The sequence below is a fragment of the Novimethylophilus kurashikiensis genome (assembly GCF_003112435.1).
GTDB lineage: Bacteria > Pseudomonadota > Gammaproteobacteria > Burkholderiales > Methylophilaceae > Novimethylophilus > Novimethylophilus kurashikiensis.
In genome coordinates this window covers 112690-131611 of sequence record NZ_BDOQ01000001.1, presented here as the reverse complement: position 1 = coordinate 131611, position 18922 = coordinate 112690, and the positions used below count along the sequence as shown (strand labels likewise).

Genomic DNA, 18922 nt, shown 5'->3' with positions numbered 1-18922 from the left:
GCATCATGAAGGAAAAGAAGGTATTTCTTTCATTCTTTGCAGGTTTAGTTCACGACCGGATTGAAATTCATCCATTTAGAAAGCTCAGTTGATGACATGGGCTTTCCTAACACATAGCCTTGGACGCAATCGCACTCCAACTTTTCAATACTGGATAACTGTTGATCTGTTTCCGCGCCTTCAGCGATGGTTCTCAGGCCCAAAGCTCGTGCCATGGTCACAATGGCATTCACAATTGCTTCATCTTCGGCATCGTTGTGGATGTTGTCGATAAAACTTTTATCGACTTTGAGTGCATCAATTGGAAGTCTTCTTAGTTGCCCTAACGATGAATATCCAACCCCAAAATCATCGACCGCGATTGTAATACCTAACCCTCGAAGATGCTCCAGTATCTGCATGGTTTCGACCCCATCAGAGACCAGTACAGACTCCGTGATTTCTAGCTCTAGGCGGGAAGGTCTGATTTGATATTTTGTAAGCGCAGCTTGAATCGCATCTACATAGCCTGGCTTCAACTCCAAGGCGGAAACATTGATCGCAACCTTGGGGATGACCATACCGTCTTTATCCCAAAGCGTCAGTTGTTGTAGTGCACTATCAAGAACAAAATGACCAATCGCCTGGATAAGACCGCGCTCTTCTGCCAAAGGAATGAAAACTTGCGGGGAAGTCAGGCCAAAGTGTGGATGGTTCCACCGTACAAGTGCCTCCACACCCGATACCTTTGAAGATATAAGTGATACTTGAGGCTGGTAATAAACTTCCAACTCATTCCGATCTATGGCCAAGCGAAGATTGGTTTCTAAAGCAATCGTATCTTGTGCATAGTCATTGAGATCGCTGGAATAGATGCAGATTCTGTTTCCGCCCAGATGTTTAGCATGATAAAGCGCGAGATCCGCACGACGAGCCAGAGATTCGGGGGATTCTCCATCATCCGGGGATAAGGAGATGCCTATGCTGACTTCCAGAAAAACTTGCCTGCCCTTTAGTTCAAAAGGCACCGCCAACGAGGCAACGATATTTTCGGCAATGAGTGAAGCCTCATGTGCTCCAGATACATCGGTAGCAATAACGGCAAATTCGTCACTTCCGATCCTGGCAATAAGATTGGTGTCGGATAACAGTTGCGTAAGTCTGTGTGCAATGCCAGACAATAGATCATCTCCAGCATCATGGCCGAGGGTATCGTTGATGAGCTTGAATCGATCTGGATTGATATAGATAACAGCACACCTTGCCTTATCTACTTTTAGTTGCTGGGACAAACTTTCACGGAAGGCTGATCGATTAGGAAGCGCTGTGAGGGGATCGCGCGTTGAAAGGTGCTTGATGTGTTCTTCCGCTAATTTCCTGCGGGTTACTTCCTTTTCCAACTCAACGAGTTGCATATGAAGTTCAATTTCGCTTAGGGCACTTCTTGCAAGCGTTTTGAGAGCTTCCCTCTGATGTGTATTTAATTCATTCGGTTTAGTATCAAGGACACAAAGTGTTCCCAACGCCTCTCCTGAAGACAAAATAAGCGGGACACCTGCGTAAAATCGGATGTAAGGAGCGCCAATGACCAGTGGATTATCATTGAACCTCACATCATCCTTTGCATTTTTAACTTCCAGGATTTCTTGCTGCAGAATGGCATGAGCACAAAATGCGACTGTGCGGGAAGTCTCTTTGGTATCGACTCCCACCCGCGACAAAAACCACTGCCGATCCTTATCCACGAGCGTGATCATGGATGCCGACATACCTGTTACACGGCATGCCAGCTTAGTAATATTGTCGTAGACCTCTTGCTCTGGAGTATCGAGTAACTGGGTCGATTGTAGCCTTAATAAACGTTCTACCTCATTGTCAGGCAACTGGGGGAGAAAAGAGAATAATTTGTCCAGACACGCATAAGCTTCCTGGCTTTTGTCATAGAAACCACTGATGCCGTATTGGGTGCACACTCGCCTTATATGTTCGTTTGAATTATTGGTGAGAACGAGGACTCGAGCACCACTTCCAAAGCCTCTTATGGCCTCAAGGACGCGTAGCCCGCTACCGGGAGCCAGCCCTAAATCGAGCAGGATTGCATCTGGACTGGTTGCCTTGATGAGGGAAATAGCCTCATCTTCTGTCTTGGCAAGACCAGTGATTTTAATTCTTGGCTGCTCATGGATGATTCTGAGTAGTTGCGAAAGAATGAGTTCGGAGTCTTCAACAATAACGAGATTCATGGTGCGCCCCTAAGGCCCGTTTATATACCTCGAATTGTTGAAGTTTTATTGTTCAGCTGTTAGCAGATAGCCCTGATATGGATGTAAGTGGTAGATGATTTTTATGTAGGGTTTTACCTACAATATTTCAATACTGCTCGGTCAATAGCCCATGATAAATGCAATACGCGGCTAGCTCAGCATTGCTTGCAATGTCTAGTTTTTCCAGCACTCTGGACCGATAAGTACTGATCGTTTTTGAGGATAAATTCATTCCTTCTGCAATTTCGTTGATTCTTTTGCCCATTGCCAATTGCATCATGACTCGATATTCCTGATCAGATAACGATTCATGTAGTTGTGGGTGGTGCATACCTGTCACGTTTTTCACCAAGTGCTCAGCCAATGACGGCGATACGTAACGTCCTCCATTCATGATTCTCTCTATCGCCGTAATAAGATCTGTAGTTGCTTGGCTCTTATCCAAGTACCCCATGGCGCCAAACTGTAGAACGCGTTGTGCGTAAAAAACATCGCTGTTCATACTAAGTACTAGAATTTTTAATTGAGGTTGGGATTTCAATAACTTGGTAATGATCTCTACCCCATTGGCATCCGGAAGGTTGAGGTCAACCAAGCCGATGTGCCATTCATGGGTTTTAAGATCGGTTATTGCATCATTGAGATTTGCAGCCTCTTCAATCTGAGCATTCGGCCATCGCTGTACAAGTAATTGCCGCACACCGATCCTAAAAATGGGATGATCCTCGACAATCAGCACATTCATAATTTACACGTCCGTAGCTAGGGGCAGGTGAATAGTTACTGTTGTACCTTGAGTCAACCTTGATTCAATCTTGCAATCCCCATTCAATAAGTTGGCCCGCTCTTGCATCGCAATCAGCCCTAAGGCACCTGGTCGACGCGAGTCGAATTCAAAACCGTCTCCATCATCACTTATTTTGAATTCGTAAAAGCCATCAACCGCCAAACCGTTGATCACGACATTGGCTGCACGGGCATATTTGATGATATTGGAGATAGCCTCTTGGGTAATTCTGAATATGGTCAACGCTTGGGTTTCAGTCAGTTTATCAACATCTTTTATTTCGACCTCATATTGATAACCTGCGCTGGATGCAAATTGCCCAATGTAGGAATCTAGTGCCGCCTCTAACCCCAGATCATCCAATAATGGAGGCCTCAATTCAGCCGTGATTTTTCTTGTGCTGCTTATCCCGCTTTCCAAAGCACTCTGAAGGACTTTGTATTGCCCTTCTGGAAGGGCATTTTCTTGTACTGAGCCGATAATTAATTTAATAGCCGTGAATATTTGTCCGATTTGGTCATGCACTTCCCTCGCCAACCGTCGCCGTTCCTCTTCAATTGCATTCTCCTGAACCAAGGCAAACTCTGAAATTCTCGCTTTAGCCTCGGATAAATCTTTTGTTCTCTCGGAGACCTTAACCTCCAGCCGTTGGTTGGATTCCAGTAGTTCCCATTCCAGCTTTGTACGGGCCTTCCTTTCATGGACAAGCAAAAAAAGGGCGAGCCCGACCATCAATGCAGTAATGCCAGCAGCAATCCAGGAAAATGTTTCTGCCTGCGTCCTTAATTTATGGACTGAATCATTCAGATTATTGATTCGTGAATCTTGGAATAAGTCTAGTTGGGAAAACTTCCCTCTAATCTTATCCATTGTTTTTCTGCCTTCATTAAACAGAGCAACTTCTTGAAATACTCCCGCACCAAGTTCCAGTCGTTTCTCGACCATCCTTTGCGAGATTTCAAATCGATGCTCTACCAATCCATCCAGTTCATTCCAGGTAAACCCAGCCGGCAATTGATCGCTTTTAAATTGGTTCTTCAGGTGACTATACGCACTAGGCAGTTGTTCCTTTGCCATGGCATAAGGCTCTAGATACTCTTCCAGCCCCGTCATGACAAAGCCTCGACTGCCTGTTTCTAGATCCTTGAAGAGCGAGAGTACGTGTTCCAGATCGAGTCTTGATGATCTCGCCTTTGCGCGAGCGTCAGTCATCGCAATCATTCTGTTAAAGCTTATTTGAGCATCGGTCGCTGAGATGATGACGATTAAGATCGCGAAAAAAAGGAGGAGAAAAGAGGGTTTCACTTCAAACGGAACATGAGTTCTGTCAGACATGCTAGGTCAGCCTGTGTCATGAAATTACATGCAAGAATCTTAACCAGAGTTTTAGATTTTTGCTTATGTAACATCCATTGTTGAATTACATCAGTCATTTAATGATCTACTGAGGTGAAACATGTGACAGCTAGTACTGTGCAGCTCAGCCATAAAAAATGGCCCGGGTACCCGAGCCATTTTTACATCGCACCTTCAGACCTTCAATTGCCGCCTGATGGATTTTATTTATTCCGACACTATAGTGTTTGCTCTTGGAATTATCGTCAATCACTCATCCGATTCAGGCGTAGCCGTAATCTTGTGAATCGACAAATCCGCCCCGTCGAATTCTTCTTCGGCATCCAACCGGATGCCGATCAGCTTCTTCAGGCCGCCGTAGACAGCAAATCCAGCCGCAAGCGCAATGGCGATGCCAAGCAAGGTGCCGACAATTTGGGCACCCAGACTTACACCGCCGATACCGCCTAACGCCTTGGCGCCGAAGATACCGGCAGCAATGCCGCCCCAGGCACCACAAAGGCCATGCAGCGGCCATACGCCTAAGACGTCGTCGATCTTCCAGCGGTTTTGCGTCATGGTAAATGCCCAGACGAAGAGGCCGCCGGCAATCAGGCCGGTCGCCAATGCGCCTAGCGGATGCATGATGTCGGAACCAGCACACACTGCCACCAGGCCTGCCAACGGGCCGTTATGCACAAAGCCAGGATCGTTGCGTCCGAATACCAGCGCCGCGAGGGTGCCGCCCACCAGTGCCATGAGCGAGTTCAGCGCAACTAGGCCGTTGATGGCGTCGTGGGTCTGCGCGGACATCACGTTAAAGCCGAACCAACCCACGGTGAGAATCCACGAACCCAGGGCAAGGAATGGAATGTTGGACGGTGGGAAGGCATGCAAACGGCCATCTTTGCTGTATCGACCGCGACGGGCGCCCAGCATCACCACGGCGCCGATGGCGATCCAGCCGCCCATGGCATGCACGACGACAGAGCCGGCAAAGTCGTGGAAGTTAGCGCCGAAGCTGGCCTTGAGCCAATCCTGCAAGCCGTAGTGGTTGTTCCAGGCAATACCCTCGAAGAATGGGTATACCAGGCCGACCAACAGGAAGGTCGCTGCGATTTGCGGGTTGAACTTCATGCGCTCTGCGATACCGCCGGAAATGATCGCTGGAATTGCCGCGGCAAAGGTCAGCAGGAAGAAGAACTTGACCAGTTCATAGCCGTTTTTCGCCGCCAACGCATCCGCTCCATGCAGGAAGCTGATGCCGTAGGCGACGCCATAACCGATAAAGAAATAGGCGATGGCGGAAATCGAGAAGTCCACCATGATCTTGACCAGGGCATTGACCTGGTTCTTCTTGCGTACCGTGCCTACCTCAAGAAAAGCAAACCCGGCATGCATGGCGAGCACCATGATGGCGCCCAGCAGAATAAATAGAACGTCGTTTGCGTTATTAGGATGATCCAATTGACTGCCTCCTCCGAAAAAATTTTTCGGTGCAATTTAGCAATAATCAAGCCAATACATAAGTCATTGTTTTAAATAGACACAAAACCTCACCAAACATTATTTTTGCACCATTATGAATCACTGCACAATTTCGGTGCCCCGTTGTTGGGCATTTGTAGTGCATCCCAACCAAGCAACTGATACAAAACATTACAAAAATGCTCGTTGTGGAAAAACCGCGGATACAAGTGCTTGTTCAAATAGTTCGCCTATGCTGGTGCTCGGTATGCGGGACAGCAACTCTTCAATGAACTCGTCGATGCGCAGCAACAAGACTGCCCACGGATCCAACTGCCATGAGCCTCAATACACCGCCACAACCGTCGCATTGCCCGCGTATCCTGATCGTGGACGACGACCGGGATATTCGCGCGCTGCTTTCCGACTTCCTCAGCCAAAACGGGTTGAATCCTCAGCAAGCCGGCGACGGGGAGGAAATGTTTCATCGGCTAGAACAGTCCGCATACGACCTCATCGTGCTCGACCTCAACTTGCCGGGCCGGAACGGCATCGAGCTTTGTCGAGAGTTGCGCCAAGATTCGAATATCCCCGTCATCATGCTGACAGCAAAGACGCATCACATCGACCGCATCGTCGGGCTAGAGAGCGGCGCGGACGATTACGTCTGTAAGCCTTTCGAACCGCTGGAACTGCTGTCGCGCATTCGCAGCGTATTGCGGCGGACAGCCGCTGCCGCCGTGCAGGAGCCGGTATCACGCGAAGCTTTAAGATTGCGTTTTCAAGGTTGGGCACTGGACCTGATGGCCCGCCATTTAATCAGTCCGACCGACGTGGTCGTATCCCTCTCGGGTGCCGAATTCCGCTTGCTCAAGCTATTTCTCGACCATCCGAATCGGGTGCTGAGCCGAGATCAACTGATGGATTGGATGCACGGGCGCGAAGCAGGCCCTTACGATCGTTCCATAGATCTGCAAGTCAGCCGCATCCGGCTTAAAGTGCAGGACGACGCCAAATCGCCCGCCATCATCAAGACCGTTCGCAGCGAGGGCTATGTGCTGACGGTACCGGTTGAGGTGGAGTATCGATAATGTGGAATCCGCTCGACTCGATTACCGTTCGAACTTTTTTGATCCTCATCGGCGGAACGATGCTTTCTGGCGCATTGGTGTTTACCCTGGCGGGCACCGAACGCAAGAACCTGGAATCCCACCTGCGTACCCACCACGCAGCAGAGCGCATCGAACAAGCCATTCAATTGCTGGACTCTGCACCGCAAGCTTCCCGCCAAGCCATTGCCCAGGTCTATGCCAACTACGGCCTGCGCGTCGATCTAGCGCCCACCGTCGGCGTCGTCGGTCAGGCGCCGGATTCTGAAATCACCCAGGAACTGCGCCAGCAGCTCGGCAGCGATCGGCCTATTGAAATTGTCGACCAGGAAAACAAGGACTGTCCCGCCTTCACCGGCCCCCATCCTGAGGATAAACCGCATTGCATCAGCGTGTTCACCGCATTAAAGGATGGCACGCGCATCAAGCTCGATGTCGCCCGTCACGACCATCCGCCGCCGCCCTTCCGCGGAAACTTCATGCGCGACCTGATTACTTTCATGGCGGGTTTGGCCGTCTTTGCATGGATCGTGGCGCTCATGACGACCAGGCCATTGCGCCAATTGGCCCGGGCTGCCAATGCGCTCGGCAGCAATCTCAAGCACCCACCCCTGGCCGAAACTCCTGGGCCGCGCGAAGTCAGGGAAGCCTCTATCGCATTCAACCGCATGCAAGCCAGCATTCAAAGCTATATCCAGGAACGCACCTTCATGCTGTCCGCCATCGCGCACGATTTACAAACGCCGCTGACGCGCCTCAGGCTGCGTCTGGAAAAAGTAAGCGATCCTGCACTACGCACCGCACTGGTAGCCGACCTCACAGTGACGCAATCACTGGTTCGGGAAGGGCTCGACTATGCGCACACCATCACCACGGACGAACCTTTCGAACTGGTGGATATCGATTCGCTCACCGAAGCCTTGTGCAACGACGCGATCGACGCCGGCAGCGAAATCACCTTCGACGGGACGTCCAACACGACGATCTGGGGATCGCCGCTCGCCCTGCGTCGCTGTATTTCCAACCTCATGGACAACGCCGTCAAATATGGACAGTTCGCCCATGTATCGGTACAAAAATCGGCAGGTAAAGCGTTGATTTCGGTTATCGACGGCGGCGAAGGGATTCCTGCCCACGATTTGGAAAAAGTCTTTCAACCGTTTCATCGACTTGAAGATTCCAGGTCGCGAGAGTCCGGAGGCACGGGCTTAGGGCTGACCATCGCCCGCATCATCGCCGAGCGTCACCAAGGCCGAATTATCTTGAAAAACATGGGGGTAGCAGAACTCGGTCTCGTGGCCGTGCTGGAGCTGCCGCTGGCACCTTCAAACTAAGAAGGTCGTCAGTCCGTTTACGATACGTTACAAAAAAACGGCTAGCTGAATTATTCGAGATACCTTGCGGGCGTTGAATAGCGTTGTGTTTCAACGACTGCAAGGAGATTCAGCATGAACATCCCGAAAATCCTTCTCGGCGCGCTTGCCCTGGCCGGTGCCAGCCTGAGCCCAGCCGCATTGGCCGACCACGGCCACGGCCATATCGGGCTGGGGTTCTACTTCGGAATGCCTTACCCGCATCCCTATTACCCGCCGCCTTATTACTATCCCTACCCCTACTATCCGCCTGTGGTTGTTGCGCCGGCCCAGCCGCCGGTCTATATCGAACAGGCGCCCCAAGCTCCGGCCCCCTCGGGGGCGACATCGCCGGCGAATACGGGATATTGGTATCACTGCGACAATCCGGACGGCTACTACCCCTACATCAAGGATTGCCCAGGCGGCTGGAAGCAAGTCGTTCCGACCCCACCCGCGCCGCAGCAATAACAGGGAGAACGTCATGTCCGACCATCGCAGAAAACCACTTGTGCTCGCGGTGCTGTTATTGAGTGCGTGCTCGACAATGCCCAACGGGCCGAGCGTCATGGCATTGCCGGGCACGGGAAAAAGTTTCGATCAATTCCGCAACGATGACGGGTTGTGCCGCGCATTTGCAAGTGATCGGATCGGCGGCAGTTCAGCGGCGCGAAATGCCGATAGCAGCCTGGCTCGCAGTGCAGCTGCCGGCACGGCCATCGGGGCCGTAGCCGGTGCTGTAGCAGGCGGAGGACGCGGTGGCGGCGTTGGAGCGGCAACGGGATTGATCGTGGGCAGTGCGGTGGGGCTTGGCGAAGCAGATTCCTCAGCCTACGGATCGCAAAGTCGATACGACAATGCCTACGTCCAGTGCATGTACGGGTACGGTCATCGCGTACCGGTTTCGGGCAGGCTCATGACTGCACCATACGATAGAGCAACCCCATCTGTCAGGGAAAGTACGCCATCCTATTATCCACCGCCGCCCCCACCACCTGGGTATTTGCCGCCGCCTTAATTGGTATTGCATTCCCCACTCATCAAGCGGCAAACATTGCCATTTTGCTGGCAGTGCTTTGCCGCTTGATCTTTTTACGGTGTCGCTCGCTCCATTGCATTGTCAGCCGTAATGCAGGCATCTGACTCAGGATCAAGCAATGACGCGGCTTTCGGAGCGGTTGCAGGCATATACACTTCGTTACCATTTGTTACAAAAACTGGCTCAATTTTCGCTCTGGTAATACCGCTAACTTTTTCGTATCGAGCCTTCGCTCGAACAATCTTTTAACAAGGAGGAACAACATGTCATCCATCAACAGCCTGTTCGGCGGCGTCGGTTCGCTGAATCCCTATGCATCCAACTCCCAGGTCAATCGCGGGCGGGACGGTGACGGCGACAATGACGGAAACCGCGGTGCACGCGGCATCGGCAAGGGCGGGGCCTTCGCCTCTGCCATCATGCAGGCACTGTCCCAGATGGGCGTGACCGGGGCATCCTCGGCTTCGAGCACCTCCGGTTCCGGCACCTCGACCACCGCCTCGACCGATGGAACCACATCAGACAGCACGACAACGTCCTCCACCACCGATCCGCAGCAAGCCTTGCAAACATTCATGCACGACCTGTTTGCCGCCATGCATGCCCAAGGCGCACAAAACACTACCGCCAGCGCCGGTACGGATAGCGACGGCGACAACGATGGCAGCAGCGCATCCGCAGCCCAGGGTGTGGGCGGTGGGCGGCATTACCACGGCGGCCTGAGCAAGATGGAAAACGGTTTGCAAAACATCATCCAGCAGCTATCCACCGGCGATTCGTCGTCGGCCACCGGCACTTCCAATTCTTCCGTTTCCGCATTGCAACAGGATTTCCAGAATTTGATGACGGCGATGGGCGGCAGCACGAGCAACCAAGCTTCGCTTTCGGACTTCCTGAAATCGATTGCCACTAATCTACAGAATGGCCGCAATCCCGGACTCAACATCAGCGCATCTGCCTGATCGACGGAAATACATCGCCAATAAAAAAGGGGCCGTTCGGCCCCTTTTGTTTTCTAATATCGCTATTGCGACGTCTCCTGTTTGTGATTCGTTGCTTTGGCTGACGTTGCCAGCGCCAGTCGCTCCCTCACAAACTTGATATGCTGCCGCAGCACATAGGTTTCGTCGGCAAAGGCACCGGGTATCTTGCCGCTGATGATGGCGCGCTCGATACCGTCTAAACGACGGCTCAATTCGGATTTCTCCTCGTCGGACAGTTCCCCCAGCGCGGCACGCTCCAGCGCCATCAACTCACCGTAATGACGATAAATGCGACGCCTGATGCGCCAGCCGTATAGCGTGGGTACAAAGCGCAGGCCGGGGATCAGCACCACGAGCACCGGGACGATCATGACCAGGATGCGATCCGTCAGGCTCGCCAGCCAGAACGGCATGTAGCGGTAAGCGAAGCCCTTGCCGGATTTGTAATAGCGGTTGGCTTCCTCGCTGATGGGATATTCGTGCTCCAGCGGCGCGGGGAATTCGCCGTGTTTTTGCAGCAGCGTGGCCTTGCCGTGCACTTCCTGCGCGGTTTCGATAAGGATGTCGGATAGCGCGGGATGCAGGTCGGGACGGGCGATCAGTTCCATGGTAGGTGCCATCATGACTGTCGGCTTGGCGGGCAGATTAGCGCCCAGGTCGAACGTACCGGCCGGGATATCCAGCTTGTTCAGATAGCGGAAGCGCCGCAGGTAGGCATCCGCCTGAGGAAAATCGAACATGCGCAAGTCCTTGGTATGTAGCACCTTGCGGATCAAGCCCCGCGCCGCGGAATCTCCCATCAAGAAGGCCGCGTCCACCTGCTTGTCGATCAATGCATCCACCGCCTTGTCGCCGCTCAGGCTGACCAGATTGGCGTTGGCAGGATCGATGCCGTTGGCCTTGAGGATGGCCAGGGCCAAGACACGCGTGCCGCTGCCCTCCGGTCCGACGGCAATCGGTTTTCCCTTAAGCTCAGACAGGCGATGGATGGCATGGGGATGCCGATAAACAATAGTCAACGGCTCGTAAGACACGCTGCCCAGCGAGGTCAATTCGCCGATATCCAGGTCGTCCGCCACCCCACCCTGCACAAAGCCTACGTCCACCGTCACATTGGGATCGATCAGCCGCTTGAGGTTATCCAGCGAACCCGCGGATTCCATGATGACGAGCTTGATGCCTTTTTTGGCCAGGCTTTTCTGATAGCGCTCGGCCACCGAATACAAGACGCTGCCCTTGGGCCCGGCGGTCATGGTAATGGTGCTGGGCGGTGCCGGTTGCACGAAATGAATCGCGATGGCGATGACCACGACGCTGACCACAACGACGGGCGCCAGCGAGGCGAACAAGTCTTGCCAGGATATTCGGACGATTTTTGGGATGGGAAGAAACTTGAGTGAAATTTTTCTTTGGTTCGCCTCAGCCAAGATTTGCTCCGGGATCGATTAAGGTTAAAGAAGTAATTTTAATGGAGCCGCCTTTCATACGACTGACATTTGATCAGATGTAACGCAAACACAGGGTAGCGCACCGACAGGGAAGATTAATCTCCTGACCATGGGTGGCATTGCAACATTGCAAGGAGACCTTATTGCCATGAGTACGCCAGCCCAACAAAAAGCCAGTTCCAGACCCGAGCCGATGGCCGAGGACGCCGTCGCCGATTTTCCCGCAGAGGCGGCCAACGACGTCGGTCAGGTATCGAGCGAGCATTATCCGTTTTCCACCGAGCTTTCGGACGCCGCGGGACTCAATGAAGAAAACGCCGCCCAATTCGGCGGCGACGGTCCCCGCGTGGACGACCTGGGATATGCCGATTTGCAGGACCGCGGCCCCGACGAAGCCAAGCTTCAGGAAAATCTTTCTGCCATGCAGCAACTGCACAGCCAGGATACGCCGCTGTTCGACCAAAGCATGCAAGCGCCGTCAGAGCAGGATAGCCACGCCGTGGCGCATCATTTCGAGCAGCCGGGGGGCGGATACTTGATCGTGCTGACCGAAGGCAGCGCCATGCAAGCCGAGTTGTACGACGAATCCTTGCAGTTCATTTCCGAGATAGACCTCGACTCGGACGCAGCCTCGCATCTGCTGGACAATGCCGAGGAGGCGCCGCACCTGGACGAAACCGAGATCGAATCCCTGTTCGGCGACCTGACTCCGGACCAACGGCGTCACGCCCGCGTTTATCGTATTCGCGAAAACATCATGAACGACCGCGATGCGGAGATCGAGGAAGTCATGCTCGAGAACGACGACGAATTGCCCTACGGCTACAACGACGAGGAAGACGACGAACAATAACGCAGCCAGTGCGGCTTGGCGCACCATGCAACCTGGCCGAACCGCGTTAAGGTAGCGACTCCCCTCCCTTGAGAGATGCCCATGGTCACCCTCAACGTCAACGGCAAGGATCACGCCCTCGACATCCCCGACGACATGCCTATCCTGTGGGCGGTGCGCGATGTCATCGGGCTCACCGGCACCAAGTTCGGCTGCGGCAAGGCGCTATGCGGCGCCTGCACCGTGCATCTGGACGGGAATCCTATTCGCAGCTGCGTGACGCCGGTCTCGGCAGCGGCCGGTAAGAAGATCACGACTATCGAAGCCATCGGCGACACGCCGGAGGGCCGCAAGGTGCAACAAGCCTGGCTCGCGCTGGAAGTGGTGCAGTGCGGCTACTGCCAATCAGGCCAGGTGATGGCCGCTTCGGCGCTGCTCAAATCCACGCCGAACCCGACCGACCAGGATATCGACCAGGCCATGGCGGGCAACATCTGCCGCTGCGGCACCTACCCCCGCATTCGCGCCGCCATCAAGCAGGCCGCCAACGTGAAAGCCGCATGATGACTCGCCTGGAAACCGAACTTCCCGCGCTGCCGGAAACCGGCCTCGCTCGCCGCGAATTTCTTATTGCCACAGCCGGCGTTGGCGGGGGCCTGGTGCTCGGGTTTTTGCTGCCTAGAGTGATGGGGCCTCAGGCCAAGCACGGTGCGGAGACGTCGACGTTTAGGACCGAATCGCGTCCATTCGTACCCAATGCCTTCATTCGTGTCGATCCCGATGGGCTGGTCACATTAACCGTACACAAGGTCGAGATGGGACAAGGCACATTTACCTCCATCCCCATGCTGGTCGCGGAAGAAATGGACATCGATCTCGCCAAGGTCAAGCTGGAACAAGCCCCCGCCGACGACAAGAAATATGCGGACCCGATCCTGGGCTCGCAAGTTACCGGCGGCTCGACGTCCATCCGCGGAGCCTGGAAGCCATTGCGCGAAGCCGGCGCCATGGCCCGCATCCTGTTACTGACGGCGGCTAGCAAGCAGTGGAATGTACCGCTGGAAGAATGCACTACAAGCGGCGGCATGATCTCGCACGGAAAGTCCGGCAAGACGGTTTCCTATGGCGAAGTGGCCGGTGCCGCGGCCTTGCTGCCTATTCCGCAGAAGGTTCAGCTAAAAGACCCGCAGCATTACCGCCTGATCGGCACTCCGGCGAAACGGCTGGATACACCTTCCAAGGTGAACGGACAGGCCAAATTCGGTATCGACGCCCAAGTGCCCAACATGAAGATCGCGACGGTGGCGGCATCTCCGATACTTGGCGGCAAACTCACCAGCGTGGACGACAGCAAGGCGCGGAGCATCAAGGGTGTCGTGCAGGTGGTCAAACTGGAAGACGCCGTCGCCGTGGTCGCGGACCATATGTGGGCGGCCAAACAGGGGCTGGCAGCGCTAGACATCAAGTGGGACGGCGGGCGCAATGCCAGCCTGGACATCAAGGATATCGTCGGCCAGTTGCAGGAGGCTTCGAACAACCAGGGCCGCGCTGCACCCGGCGTGGTGGCGCGCTCGGTGGGGGATTTCCGCAAGACATTCGAGCAGTCCAAGCATCGCTTCGAGGCCACGTACCAGGTGCCGTTTTTGTCGCAGGCCGGGCTGGAACCGATGAATTGCACGGTGCACGTCCAACCGGACCGCTGCGATATTTGGGTGGGTACGCAAGTGCCGACTCTGGCGCAAGCCGGGGCGATGACGCTGACCAAGCTGCCTGCGGAAAAAATTTTCATTCACAACCACTACATCGGCGGCGGCTTCGGGCGACGGCTGGACGTAGATTTCATCAACCAGGCAGTCGCCATCGCCAAGCAACTCCCCTACCCGGTCAAGGTCGTGTGGACGCGCGAGGAGGATATGCAGCATGGCATCTACCGGCCTTATTACTACGATAAGCTATCGGCTGCACTCGACGATCAGGGAAAGCCCATTGCCTGGAGCCACCGCGTGACGGGCTCATCCGTCATGTCGCGCTGGGTACCGCAAATGGTGGAAAATGGCCTCGACCCCGATGCCGTGGAAGGCGCCCGCGACCCGCTTTACGCGCGCGACAACCTACTGGTGGAGTACATACGCCAAGAGCCGCCGGGCATCGTGACCGGCTGGTGGCGCGGCGTGGGCGTGACGCACAACATGTTCATGATCGAGAGCTTTATCGACGAACTGGCGCACTTGGCCAAACAAGACCCGCTGGCCTACCGATTAAGCCAGATCGACCATGTCCCTCGTGCTAAGGCTGTACTACAACTCGCCGCCGACAAGGCAGGTTGGGGGGGCGCCTTGCCGCAGAACCAGGGACGCGGCTTATCTGTGCAATTCGCGTTCGGCAGCTATGTGGCGCAGGTGGCTGAAGTGGAAGTCGGCAAGGACGACATCCGCGTTAAACGCGTGGTATGCGCCGTCGATTGCGGCACCGTGGTTAACCCGGACACCGTCGTTGCGCAGATGGAAGGCGGCATTATTTTCGGCATTTCCGGCGCGCTTTACGATCAGATCACCGTGAAGCAAGGGCGCGTGGAACAAAGCAATTTTGATAATTACCGAGTATTGCGCATGAACGAGGCGCCGGTGATCGAGGTGCACTTGATCCGGAACAATGAAGCGCCAGGCGGGGTCGGCGAGCCGGGAACGGCAGCGGTTGCGCCAGCAATTGCCAATGCCGTGTTCGCTGCTACCGGCAAGCGCATTCGCACCCTGCCTTTGGTGCCGTCGCTCATGCAGACCTGAAGGAAGACATCTTGGAATTCGCCACCAAGGATTTCATGAACGCGATCGGGCCGCCGGCAGCGATCGTGTTTGCTTCCTGGATTTTCATGACGTTCTTGCAGCAGCGTTACATTGCGGCATTCGATCGCTTCCGGTCCTTGATCGCGAGTTATCGCGACCAGAAACTCAGCGACGACCGCCGCAAGAACCTGAAGCAGCAGATTTTCATGTACAAGGAACGCTGCAACCTGATGAAAACGGCCACCAATATCGGCTTGTTTGCTGCCATGTTCCTGCTGCTCGCGCTGATTTGCGCGGCGCTGGATACCATGTTCCCAGGCATGCCGATCTTCAAGCACATCCTAAGCTTTAGCGCCTTGATCGGTTTGGGGCTCGTCATGGTAGCGGCCGGCTATGTGGTGCGTGAAAACAATCTGCTCCAGGGTGCGCTCAATAGCGAGATTTCCGATATCCCCGATTTGGAGGACGCCAACAAACATAGGCCGTAGGCCGTGCATTCCCATGCAGAGCGCGATCTCCAGCGTTAATATGCGTGTATCGCATCAGGGAAATTAAGCGGGAGGCATGCATATGTTCGAATCGGCGGAACTGGGTCACAAAATCGATAAGGAGACATACCAGAAGGAAATCCCAACACTGCGCGAGGCCTTGCTGGAAGCGCAGTACGACTTGGCCGAGTCCAAGAAATTTCCAGTCATTATCCTCATCAGCGGTGTAGATGGCTCCGGCAAGGGCGAAACCGCCAACCTGCTCAATGCCTGGATGGACCCGCGCACCATTCGCACCTCGGCTTTCGGCGCCCCTTCGGAAGAGGAAGCCGAGCGCCCCCACATGTGGCGCTACTGGCAAGCCTTGCCGCCCAAAGGCCGCATCGGGATTCACTTTGGCTCGTGGTACACCGACCCCATCATCAAGCGCGCCTATGGCGAGATCAAGAACGAGGGGCTGACCAAGGCACTCGATGAAATCGTGCGCTTCGAGAAAATGCTCACGGACGAAGGTGCGTTGGTCCTCAAGTTCTGGTTCCATCTCTCCAAGGAAAAACAAAAGGAGCGCTTCAAGAAACTTGAGGCCGACTCCAAGACGCGCTGGCGCGTCTCCGACATCGATAAAAAGCACCTCAAGATGTACGACGAATTCCGCGAAATTTCGGAACATACCTTGCGCGAAACCAGTACTGCCGCAGCGCCCTGGATCATCGTGGAAGGCACGGATGCCAATTACCGCAACCTCACCGTCGCCAAGCAGATCCTGGAAGCCATCCGCAATCGGCTCGACCATCCCGAAGCCAAGCCCCAAGCCGTGACCGCACCGCCGTTGATCCAACCGGTGGACAAGGTGCATCTATTGAGCAAACTGGACCTTTCCAAGAAGCTGGATAAGAAAGACTATGAAGAAAAACTGGAGGAATACCAGGGCAAGCTCAGTTTGCTGACGCGCGATCCGCGTTTTAAAAAGCTTTCGGCTATTTGCGTGTTCGAAGGCGCCGATGCAGCGGGAAAAGGCGGTAGCATCCGGCGTATTACGCAGGCCATCGATGCTCGCATTTACAGGATTACTCCGATTGCAGCGCCGACCGAGGAAGAGCGCGCCCAGCCTTATTTATGGCGCTTCTGGAGGCATGTACCGAGACATGGGCGCTTGGCAGTATTCGACCGCTCCTGGTACGGACGAGTACTAGTGGAACGCGTGGAGGGCTTTTGCTCGGAATACGACTGGATGCGGGCCTACAGCGAGATCAACGATTTCGAGGAGCAGTTATCGCGCAAGCATTTCCTGGTAATCAAGTTCTGGCTGCAAATCAGCAAGGACGAACAACTGAAGCGGTTCGAGGAGCGCAAGGAAGTGGCCTTCAAGCGCTTCAAGATCACCGAGGAGGACTGGCGTAATCGCGAGAAATGGGACCAGTACCAGGCCGCCGTATGCGACATGATCGACCGTACCAGCACCGATTACGCGCCTTGGACCATTGTGGAAGCCAACGACAAGAATTACGCCCGCATCAAAATCCTGAAAACACTGTGCGAGCGTATCGAAAAAGGCTTGGAACAGATAAAACCGGAGAAATAGGCGCGCGTCCGGCTATTGGCGGTCCAGCACAATCCGGCTGGCCGCCTCTGGATCGCCGATCCAGAAATAATAAAATTCACGCACCACATTAAGAAACAGGCGCCGGGTTTCCGGCAGCTTGAAGATCACCAACAGGGAATCGACGGCGACGCGATAGGTTTTGCCGTTCTTCTCGCTGACCCCGCGCAAGTCCAGCAGCAGTAGCTTGACCAGTTTTTCGCGGGTTTCCACCACAGACTTTTCAGCCCCCTCTTCCCGCAGCGCGGCCTTGTAGGCTTGCAGGGGCCAGGTTTCGTGTACCTCGAAGCGTTCGGTATCGAGCCGCTTCCACGCCTCCTTAAGCGTTTCGTCGGTATGGGCCGCACCGCTGGGAGGCTCGATCTCATACTCGCCGCTGGAGTGCAGCGCTGCGATGGATTTGAGATCGTTGATCCAGAAATAGAAATACTCCCGGGCAAAGGCCAGGCAGACCGGCCACTCGTCCCGCGGACGCTGCATCATGGCGTCGTCGATGGCATCACGGTAGATGGAACCGTCTAGCGGCTGGCCGTCCAGCAAGGGGAACATTAACCGGATGAACGAGGCGCGCTTCGCCAAGTTCTCCTCGGTTGCACCCTTGCTGCGCATCAGTTTGAGATAAGCCTCCAGGGCGGACAATTCGCGTTTTGGTTCCGTCATGGGATCAAGTTCCGGGTTTTGCAAGTTTCAACATGACCTGGACGGAATATTCCACCATTCCGTTGAAGATGGGCAAGAAGTAAGGCAGTGAAAGCGACAGTACGATCAACCCGAGCGCGAGGGTGATGGGAAACCCCACCGCAAAAATATTGAGTTGCGGTGCGGCCCGCGTGAGCACGGCAAGCGCCACGTTGGCCAGCATCAGCGCTGCCACCACCGGCATCGACATGATCACGCCCCAAGTAAAAATATTGCTGCCTGCGAGCACAAGAGCCTTCCAACTGGTGAGCGCCATCGGCGTGCCAATGGGCAAGGTATTGAAGCTCTCGACCAAGGTACTGATGACCAGCAGATGGCCGTTGAAAGCGAGAAACAGCAACATGGCCATCACGCCGAGAAACTGGCCGAGAATGGGCACCTGGGTTGAGTTTTGGGGATCGAAAAAAGTGGCGAAGCCCAAGCCCATTTGCAAGCCGGCGATATGGCCGGCCATTTCCATCGCGGTAAACGCCAGGCGCATGACCAAGCCCATCGCGTAACCGATCATGAGTTGCTGAACGAGGATTAGCAGCCCCTGAGCCGAGGCGGGCTGTATCGATGTAGGCATCGGTGGCAACAGCGGGGCTATCACAAGGGTAAGCACGATGGCCGTGCCGATTTTAGCGTGGGCAGGAATGCCTCGTGCGCCGAAAAATGGCGAAGATGCGATGAGAGCCAGAATGCGGAAAAAAGGCCAGAAAAATGCGGCAAGCCAGGCGTTGAGCTGAATGGACGAAACCGTCAGCATGTGCTGCAA

Annotated in this window: 17 protein-coding genes; 10 read left to right on the top strand and 7 right to left on the bottom strand. The window is 54.6% G+C overall.

Annotated features, from left to right (window positions below; translation table 11 throughout):
* Nucleotides 1-44: 44 nt before the first annotated feature.
* The 4 genes from NMK_RS00610 to NMK_RS00595 all read right to left on the bottom strand — a co-directional run bounded on the left by NMK_RS00610 (nucleotide 45) and on the right by NMK_RS00595 (nucleotide 5832).
* Nucleotides 45-2222 (bottom strand): EAL domain-containing protein, encoded by a 2178-nt coding sequence (locus NMK_RS00610; RefSeq protein WP_109013819.1) that lies wholly within the window; start codon nucleotides 2220-2222, stop codon nucleotides 45-47.
* Nucleotides 2223-2349: 127 nt separating this feature from the next.
* Nucleotides 2350-2988, bottom strand: a complete 639-nt coding sequence (locus NMK_RS00605; protein WP_109013818.1) for a response regulator — start codon at nucleotides 2986-2988, stop codon at nucleotides 2350-2352.
* Nucleotides 2989-2991: 3 nt separating this feature from the next.
* Nucleotides 2992-4365 (bottom strand): CHASE3 domain-containing protein, encoded by a 1374-nt coding sequence (locus NMK_RS00600; protein WP_109013817.1) that lies wholly within the window; start codon nucleotides 4363-4365, stop codon nucleotides 2992-2994.
* A 270-nt stretch (nucleotides 4366-4635) separates the two neighbouring features.
* A complete protein-coding gene (locus tag NMK_RS00595; protein WP_109013816.1) occupies nucleotides 4636-5832 on the bottom strand; it encodes an ammonium transporter in 1197 nt (398 codons plus the stop codon).
* 338 nt (nucleotides 5833-6170) lie between these two features.
* On the opposite strand from NMK_RS00595, the gene NMK_RS00590 reads away from it, so the two are divergent.
* From NMK_RS00590 to NMK_RS00570, 5 genes are all read left to right on the top strand, one after another.
* Entirely contained in the window at nucleotides 6171-6923 is a 753-nt protein-coding gene (locus NMK_RS00590; RefSeq protein WP_109013815.1) for a response regulator, read from the top strand.
* Complete coding sequence (locus NMK_RS00585) at nucleotides 6923-8275, top strand: ATP-binding protein (RefSeq protein ID WP_109013814.1); 1353 nt, start codon at nucleotides 6923-6925, stop codon at nucleotides 8273-8275. Before NMK_RS00590 ends, NMK_RS00585 begins: the two co-directional genes overlap by 1 nt.
* Before the next feature lie 114 nt (nucleotides 8276-8389).
* A complete protein-coding gene (locus tag NMK_RS00580) occupies nucleotides 8390-8764 on the top strand; it encodes a hypothetical protein (RefSeq protein WP_109013813.1) in 375 nt (124 codons plus the stop codon).
* A gap of 13 nt (nucleotides 8765-8777) precedes the next feature.
* Nucleotides 8778-9311, top strand: a complete 534-nt coding sequence (locus tag NMK_RS00575; RefSeq protein ID WP_109013812.1) for a hypothetical protein — start codon at nucleotides 8778-8780, stop codon at nucleotides 9309-9311.
* 284 nt (nucleotides 9312-9595) lie between these two features.
* Nucleotides 9596-10294: a hypothetical protein gene (locus tag NMK_RS00570; RefSeq protein WP_109013811.1), complete on the top strand. Its 699-nt coding sequence runs from the start codon at nucleotides 9596-9598 to the stop codon at nucleotides 10292-10294.
* A 62-nt stretch (nucleotides 10295-10356) separates the two neighbouring features.
* On the opposite strand, the gene NMK_RS00565 is transcribed toward NMK_RS00570, so the two are convergent.
* Nucleotides 10357-11742, bottom strand: a complete 1386-nt coding sequence (locus tag NMK_RS00565; RefSeq protein WP_227871287.1) for a TAXI family TRAP transporter solute-binding subunit — start codon at nucleotides 11740-11742, stop codon at nucleotides 10357-10359.
* Nucleotides 11743-11911: 169 nt separating this feature from the next.
* On the opposite strand from NMK_RS00565, the gene NMK_RS00560 reads away from it, so the two are divergent.
* The 5 genes from NMK_RS00560 (at nucleotide 11912) to pap (ending at nucleotide 17448) form a co-directional block, all read left to right on the top strand.
* Nucleotides 11912-12616, top strand: a complete 705-nt coding sequence (locus tag NMK_RS00560; protein WP_109013810.1) for a hypothetical protein — start codon at nucleotides 11912-11914, stop codon at nucleotides 12614-12616.
* Nucleotides 12617-12697: 81 nt separating this feature from the next.
* A complete protein-coding gene (locus NMK_RS00555) occupies nucleotides 12698-13159 on the top strand; it encodes a (2Fe-2S)-binding protein (RefSeq protein WP_109013809.1) in 462 nt (153 codons plus the stop codon).
* Nucleotides 13156-15378, top strand: a complete 2223-nt coding sequence (locus tag NMK_RS00550; protein ID WP_109013808.1) for a xanthine dehydrogenase family protein molybdopterin-binding subunit — start codon at nucleotides 13156-13158, stop codon at nucleotides 15376-15378. Before NMK_RS00555 ends, NMK_RS00550 begins: the two co-directional genes overlap by 4 nt.
* Before the next feature lie 11 nt (nucleotides 15379-15389).
* A complete protein-coding gene (locus tag NMK_RS00545; RefSeq protein WP_109013807.1) occupies nucleotides 15390-15866 on the top strand; it encodes a DUF2721 domain-containing protein in 477 nt (158 codons plus the stop codon).
* Nucleotides 15867-15948: 82 nt separating this feature from the next.
* Nucleotides 15949-17448: a polyphosphate:AMP phosphotransferase gene (gene pap, locus NMK_RS00540; RefSeq protein WP_109013806.1), complete on the top strand. Its 1500-nt coding sequence runs from the start codon at nucleotides 15949-15951 to the stop codon at nucleotides 17446-17448.
* 12 nt (nucleotides 17449-17460) lie between these two features.
* On the opposite strand, the gene NMK_RS00535 is transcribed toward pap, so the two are convergent.
* The gene (locus NMK_RS00535; RefSeq protein ID WP_109013805.1) at nucleotides 17461-18126 is read right to left on the bottom strand and encodes a hypothetical protein; all 666 of its coding nucleotides are present in this window, start codon (nucleotides 18124-18126) and stop codon (nucleotides 17461-17463) included.
* Between the two features lie 4 nt (nucleotides 18127-18130).
* Complete coding sequence (fliR, locus tag NMK_RS00530; RefSeq protein WP_109013804.1) at nucleotides 18131-18913, bottom strand: flagellar biosynthetic protein FliR; 783 nt, start codon at nucleotides 18911-18913, stop codon at nucleotides 18131-18133.
* Nucleotides 18914-18922 lie beyond the last annotated feature (9 nt).

Coding starts and splice junctions, on each gene's coding strand:
- NMK_RS00590 (WP_109013815.1), top strand. CDS start 6,171: ATGAGCCTCAATACACCGCCACAACCGTCGCATTGCCCGCGTATCCTG.
- NMK_RS00580 (WP_109013813.1), top strand. CDS start 8,390: ATGAACATCCCGAAAATCCTTCTCGGCGCGCTTGCCCTGGCCGGTGCC.
- NMK_RS00535 (WP_109013805.1), bottom strand. CDS start 18,126: ATGACGGAACCAAAACGCGAATTGTCCGCCCTGGAGGCTTATCTCAAA.
- NMK_RS00585 (WP_109013814.1), top strand. CDS start 6,923: ATGTGGAATCCGCTCGACTCGATTACCGTTCGAACTTTTTTGATCCTC.
- pap (WP_109013806.1), top strand. CDS start 15,949: ATGTTCGAATCGGCGGAACTGGGTCACAAAATCGATAAGGAGACATAC.
- NMK_RS00555 (WP_109013809.1), top strand. CDS start 12,698: ATGGTCACCCTCAACGTCAACGGCAAGGATCACGCCCTCGACATCCCC.
- NMK_RS00575 (WP_109013812.1), top strand. CDS start 8,778: ATGTCCGACCATCGCAGAAAACCACTTGTGCTCGCGGTGCTGTTATTG.
- NMK_RS00550 (WP_109013808.1), top strand. CDS start 13,156: ATGATGACTCGCCTGGAAACCGAACTTCCCGCGCTGCCGGAAACCGGC.
- NMK_RS00610 (WP_109013819.1), bottom strand. CDS start 2,222: ATGAATCTCGTTATTGTTGAAGACTCCGAACTCATTCTTTCGCAACTA.
- NMK_RS00605 (WP_109013818.1), bottom strand. CDS start 2,988: ATGAATGTGCTGATTGTCGAGGATCATCCCATTTTTAGGATCGGTGTG.
- fliR (WP_109013804.1), bottom strand. CDS start 18,913: ATGCTGACGGTTTCGTCCATTCAGCTCAACGCCTGGCTTGCCGCATTT.
- NMK_RS00600 (WP_109013817.1), bottom strand. CDS start 4,365: ATGTCTGACAGAACTCATGTTCCGTTTGAAGTGAAACCCTCTTTTCTC.
- NMK_RS00570 (WP_109013811.1), top strand. CDS start 9,596: ATGTCATCCATCAACAGCCTGTTCGGCGGCGTCGGTTCGCTGAATCCC.
- NMK_RS00560 (WP_109013810.1), top strand. CDS start 11,912: ATGAGTACGCCAGCCCAACAAAAAGCCAGTTCCAGACCCGAGCCGATG.